This window comes from Flavobacterium sp. (assembly GCF_013822155.1).
Classification (GTDB): Bacteria; Bacteroidota; Bacteroidia; order Flavobacteriales; family Flavobacteriaceae; genus Flavobacterium.
In genome coordinates this window covers 23,671-29,670 of the sequence record NZ_PNJW01000041.1, presented here as the reverse complement: position 1 = coordinate 29,670, position 6,000 = coordinate 23,671, and the positions used below count along the sequence as shown (strand labels likewise).

General features: G+C 36.9%; 5 protein-coding genes. 1 reads left to right on the top strand and 4 read right to left on the bottom strand.

The genetic code is table 11. The annotated features are described in order from the left end of the window. From C0512_RS10660 to C0512_RS10645, 4 genes are all read right to left on the bottom strand, one after another. The coding region (locus tag C0512_RS10660; protein ID WP_290861377.1) for a hypothetical protein at positions 1–340 on the bottom strand (340 nt) is incomplete at its 3' end. After that, entirely contained in the window at positions 333–2,324 is a 1,992-nt protein-coding gene (gene ligA / locus C0512_RS10655; protein WP_290861375.1) for an NAD-dependent DNA ligase LigA, read from the bottom strand. The genes C0512_RS10660 and ligA, both read right to left, overlap by 8 nt. 43 nt (positions 2,325–2,367) lie before the next feature. Continuing rightward, the gene (locus C0512_RS10650; protein WP_290861373.1) at positions 2,368–2,844 is read right to left on the bottom strand and encodes a DUF6495 family protein; all 477 of its coding nucleotides are present in this window, start codon (positions 2,842–2,844) and stop codon (positions 2,368–2,370) included. Between the two features lie 165 nt (positions 2,845–3,009). Continuing rightward, the gene (locus C0512_RS10645; protein ID WP_290861371.1) at positions 3,010–5,334 is read right to left on the bottom strand and encodes an ATP-dependent helicase; all 2,325 of its coding nucleotides are present in this window, start codon (positions 5,332–5,334) and stop codon (positions 3,010–3,012) included. 118 nt (positions 5,335–5,452) lie between these two features. Here C0512_RS10645 and C0512_RS10640 point away from each other — a divergent pair, with 118 nt between their 5' ends. Further along, a complete protein-coding gene (locus C0512_RS10640) occupies positions 5,453–5,977 on the top strand; it encodes a hypothetical protein (protein ID WP_290861369.1) in 525 nt (174 codons plus the stop codon). Positions 5,978–6,000 lie beyond the last annotated feature (23 nt).

Genomic DNA, 6,000 nt, shown 5'->3' with positions numbered 1-6,000 from the left:
CAATACCTATATTTGAAAAAGTTAATTTTTGAGGTACTAAATCATCAATTCCAAACTTAATCAAAATGGCATAGCTAATAAAAAAACACAAAATTATCCATAATATTTCAAATTCCGGATCTATCAATAGTATCATATCTCCAACAAAACAAGCCAGTATTGCGATAGAAAACCACCAATTAACTCTTTTATATCGATGTTGGAGGTAAAAGAAAAAGATAGAAGGTATAACAATTGGTTTTGCAATTTGTTCTAATTCATTCAAATTAAAAACAACAGCAATTAATACCAAAATGCTGGAAATAAAATATAAGCCAATCGCCGGTTTTAGTTTACCCATTCAGTAAAAGTATAAAATCATTTTCACTTATCAATTTTATACCCAATTGATTAGCTTTTTCTAATTTTGCCGGACCCATATTTTCACCGGCAATCACATAATTTGTTTTGGCAGAAATTGAACTGCCTACTTTTCCTCCATTATCTTCAATGGCTTTTTTCAAATCATCTCTGGAAAACTGTTCAAAAACACCTGAAACTACAAACGTTTTTCCTTCTAATTTGTTGCTCACTTGAGAATTGCTCTCCTTAAGTTCAAATTGAACACCAACATTCTTAAGCCTTTCAACTGCTATTCTATTCTGAGGATTTTCAAAGAATTCAATCACACTTTGAGCAATTTTCTCCCCGATCTCATCCACTAAAATCAAATCCATCAAACTGGCATTCGCAATCGCATCAATATTTTTGTAGTGTTTGGCTAATTTTTTGGCTACTGTTTCACCTACATAACGAATACCCAACGCATACAAAACCCTTTCAAACGGTACTTCTTTTGATTTTTCAATACCGTTGATTAAATTTTCTGCACTTTTTTGTGCCATTCGTTCCAACGGAAGAATTTGTTCGATTTTTAAATCATATAAATCGGCATAATTTTTCACCAAACCATTTTGATACAATAAAGCAACCGTTTCGCCACCCAAACCTTCAATATCCATCGCTTTTCGGGTAATGTAATGTTGAATTCTACCTATGATTTGTGGCGGACAACCATAAAAATTCGGACAATAATGATTGGCCTCGCCTTCTTTTCGCTCTAATTCGGTTTGGCATTCCGGACAATGGGTAATGTATTTCGTAGGTTCCGCTTCATTGCCTCTTTGGGAAACCGCAATGATTTTAGGAATGATTTCTCCTCCTTTTTCTACAAAAACAATATCGCCCACACGAATATCCAACTTTTCAATTTGATCTGCATTGTGTAAAGACGCACGTTTCACAATGGTTCCCGCCAATTGCACCGGTTCTAAATTCGCCACCGGAGTAATTGCTCCCGTTCTTCCTACTTGATAGGAAATCGAATTTAGACGCGTAGAAACTTGCTCCGATTTGAATTTGTAAGCGATTGCCCAACGGGGTGATTTTGCCGTGTAACCCAATTCATCTTGGTGTTGTAAACTATTTACTTTGATTACCACGCCATCAGTTTCATAAGGTAAATTATGGCGATGCACATCCCAATAGGAGATATAATCCAATACTTCCTGCATATTCTTGGCTAGTTTTGCCTGACTTGGGACTTTAAATCCCCATTTTCGTGCCGTTTCTAAACCTTCATATTGGGTTTTAAACGGTAAATTATTACCCACAATAAAATACAACAAACAATCCAAAGGACGCTTAGCAACTTCTGCACTGTCTTGCAATTTCAAACTTCCGGAAGCAGTATTTCGCGGATTGGAATAGGGTGTTTCACCAATTTCTATCAATTCCTGATTCATTTTTTCAAATCCGGCAAATGGAAGAATTATTTCACCGCGAATATCAAACTTTGGCGGATAATTTCCTTTTAATTGCAAGGGAATGGAACGAATGGTTTTGATATTGTTTGTCACTTCATCACCTTGAAATCCATCGCCACGAGTAACGGCTCTTTTCAGTTTTCCATTTTCGTAGGTAATACTAATCGAAGCTCCGTCGTATTTTAATTCACAAGTATATTCTAAAGTTACATTGCCCAATATCTTTTGAATACGGTTTTCCCAACCCATCAAATCTTCAGTGGAATAGGAATTGTCCAACGAATACATGCGGTGTTCATGTACAACCGTATTGAAATTTTTAGTGATGCTTCCTCCTACTCGCTGACTCGGTGAATTCTCATCAAAAAACTCCGGATGTTGGGCTTCCAATTCCTGCAATTGTTTCAATAAATGGTCAAATTCAAAATCGGAAATCGTGGGTTTATCCAAGACATAATAGTTATGGTTGTGTTGGTTGAGTTCGTCGCGAAGGGATTGAATTTTGGTTGGGATATCCATTTTTAAAGAAGCTGAGGTTCTGAGTTACTAAGGTACTAAGGTTTTACTTTGCGTTGACTATTTGATCAATTTGTTTATATAATTGTCCGTCACTTAAAATCGCTCCTTGTTGGATGATGTCAAAAATAGCAACATTTTTTTCTCCTTCATATTTTTTTCTGCCTACATGAATGTCAATGGCATAGGTAAACAAATTATTGACCATCCATTCCAATCCTTTGGATGTCATAAAATCAACTTCGGGTTCCAATGTTTTTAATACAACAGATTGTACTTCTTCTTCCAAACAATGAAAAAGGAAGATGTGATTTTTTGAAAAATGTTCCAAATAGTTGGTTTGACTCAAAACACCTTCCCATATTAAATCGGAGAATACATCGAGTTCTTGTTCGGCTACTTCGGGTTTGTTGGCTTTCATTTCATCCCATTCTTTTTTGTCAATAGATTGGGTGGCTAAAAAATTAGCGAATTCTTGGTGGAGGGCTTCGAATTGTTCTTTAGTTAGTCTTGAATATTTCATTTTAAAGGTACTGAGGTACTAAGGTGCTAAGGCACTAAGGTTTTATTATTATTTAATTTTAATTCTTTCAATTCAGGTCTTATTAAGATTTCATCAGGATGTGAGTTACTAGTTGAGTACTGAGGTTCGAAAAACTCGCAACCCGCAACCCGTAACTCGCAAATTCTACCCAATCACATCCAGTTTCGCAAACCGCAACAACAACTTTTTAATCCCACCTACATCAAATTTAATCTCCGCTTTTTTGTCAGCTCCGACTCCTTCTAGGTTTAAGACTTCACCTTTTCCGAAGCGTTCGTGCATGACGATGTTTCCGGGAACGAGTTTTGAATCAAATAAATTGGTGCTTGCCGGAGCATTGCCTGAAACCGGTTTTAATTTTCGAATGGTGGAAGAAGATTCTTCTCCATACCGTTTGGGTGGTGTGCCGTTGGTAGGTTTTGCTAATCGCAATTTGGATTTGTCCACATCACCAAAAATATCCATATCCATCATTGGTTTGTAGCGATAACCCGTTTCAGTGTGACTGATGTATTCCAAATATTGGTCATCGATTTCTTCAATGAAACGTGAAGGCTCACTATCCATTAATTTTCCCCAACGGTAACGCGATTGTGCATACGACAAATATGCTTGGTGTTCAGCTCTGGTTATGGCGACATAAAACAAACGGCGTTCTTCTTCCAACTCACTTCTGGTGTTTAAACTCATCGCACTTGGGAACAAATCTTCTTCCATTCCTACCACAAAAACGGTGGGAAATTCCAACCCTTTTGCCAAGTGAATCGTCATTAAAGCTACGCGATCATCATCACCGGTATCTTTGTCTAAATCGGTTGCCAAAGCCACATCTTCGAGAAACTCTGACAACGCTCCACGAGCTCCATCAATTTCTTTCTGACCTTCAGTGAAGTCTTTGATACCGTTTAATAATTCTTCGATATTTTCAATGCGGGCAATTCCTTCCGGCGTACCATCTTTTTTAAGCTCTTGAACTAATCCCGTTTTTTTAGAAACATGATCGGCTAAATAAAACGCATCCTGACTTTCGTTGATGACTTGAAAACTTTTAATCATCATCACAAAATCTTCCAACTTCCGTTTGGTGCCTGAATTGAGTTTTAAATCAATTTTATCGATGTTTTCCATCACTTCAAAAATGGAACGTTTGTAATGATTGGCTGCTACAGTCAATTTTTCAACCGTACTGTCACCAATTCCACGAGCCGGATAATTGATAACTCGAACCAAAGCTTCTTCATCTTTTGGATTGATTACCAAACGCAAATAACACAATACATCTTTGATTTCTTTGCGTTGGTAAAAAGATAACCCACCGTAAATTCGATAAGGAATATCGCGTTTTCGCAACGCATCTTCCATCGCACGGGATTGTGCATTGGTGCGATACAAAATAGCGAATTCACCGTTTTTCATTTGGTTTCGCATCTTTTCTTCGAAGATAGTGGAAGCGACAAATCGACCTTCTTCCCCATCAGTGATGCTGCGGTTGACTTTTATTTTGGGTCCATCCTGGTTATGCGTCCAAACGACTTTTTCTAATTTGGTTTTATTTTTATCAATAATAGAATTCGCAGCTTGTACAATATTCTTAGTAGAACGGTAATTTTGTTCCAAACGAAAAGTTTGCACATCGGCATAATCTTTCTGGAAATTTAAAATGTTGTTGATGTTGGCTCCGCGAAACGCATAAATACTTTGGGCATCATCCCCTACCACACAAATGTTTTGAAACCTATCGGAAAGAGCACGAACAATCAAATACTGTGAATGATTGGTATCTTGGTACTCGTCCACCAAAATGTAGCGAAAACGGTCTTGGTATTTGGCCAACACCTCCGGAAAACGATTCAATAACTCATTGGTTTTTAATAATAAATCATCAAAATCCATCGCTCCCGATTTGAAACAACGTTCGACGTAATTGTTGTAAATTTCACCCATTCGAGGCTTTTTGCTCATTGCATCTGCCTCTTGTAATTCGGGATTATTGAAATAGGCTTTCACCGTAATCAAGGAGTTTTTATAGGAAGAAATGCGGCTAAAAACCTGTTTGGGTTTATAAACATCTTTGTCGAGTTGCATTTCTTTAATGATGGCTCCGATGAGGCGAACACTATCTTGTGCATCATAAATGGTGAAGTTACTCGGATAACCCAATTTCTCTGCTTCGATACGAAGTATTTTAGCAAAAACGGAGTGAAAAGTACCCATCCAAAGGTTTTTCGCTTCGTTGCTACCCACGATATCCGAAATACGTTTCTTCATTTCGCGAGCCGCTTTGTTGGTAAACGTCAGCGACAAAATATTGAATGCATCAACTCCCAAACTCATTAAGTAAGCAATTCGCATCGTTAGCACTCGCGTTTTACCTGAACCGGCACCGGCAATGACAATCATGGGACCGTCTTTTTGGAGCACGGGTGCACGTTGGGCTTCGTTGAGTTGATTGATATATTCGTTTATCATAGTATTTTTAGCAAAGTTCAAAAATAAGCTTACTAATGATTTATTACAATTAAAATTGTTACGATTTATCAACTAAAATTCTATTTTTGTAATTCTTAAAAATAAAAAAATTAATGCTATGGAAAGCACTCATCTAATTGAACTTTTATCTTATACTTTACCAGCTCTAATTACCGGAGGTGTAGCTTACTATTTTTTTAATTTACATACTAAAAACGAGGAAGGAAGACGTCGTTATTTGTTACAAAAAGAATTACAAAAAGAATCATTACCCTTGCGATTGCAAGCTTATGAACGTATGGTCTTATTTTTAGAACGCATCAATCCGGCGAAATTATTAATTCGTGTGGCTCCTTTTTCAGAAGATAAAAATGCCTATGAATCCTTTTTAATTCAGCAAATTGAGCAAGAATTTGAACACAATTTGACGCAACAAATTTATTTAACCGAAGATTGTTGGACAGTAATAACAACGGCAAAAAACACCATCATTCAAAACATTCGCAAATCAAATATGAGCGAACGAGTGGATAGTTCTCACAAATTACGTGAGGTAATTTTAAGTGATTTATTAGACAAACAATCGCCGAGTTATGTGGCTGTCAGTTATTTAAAAACGGAGGTGATTCAAATGATGGGTTAGGTTAAGATAAAAAAAGGTTGCTT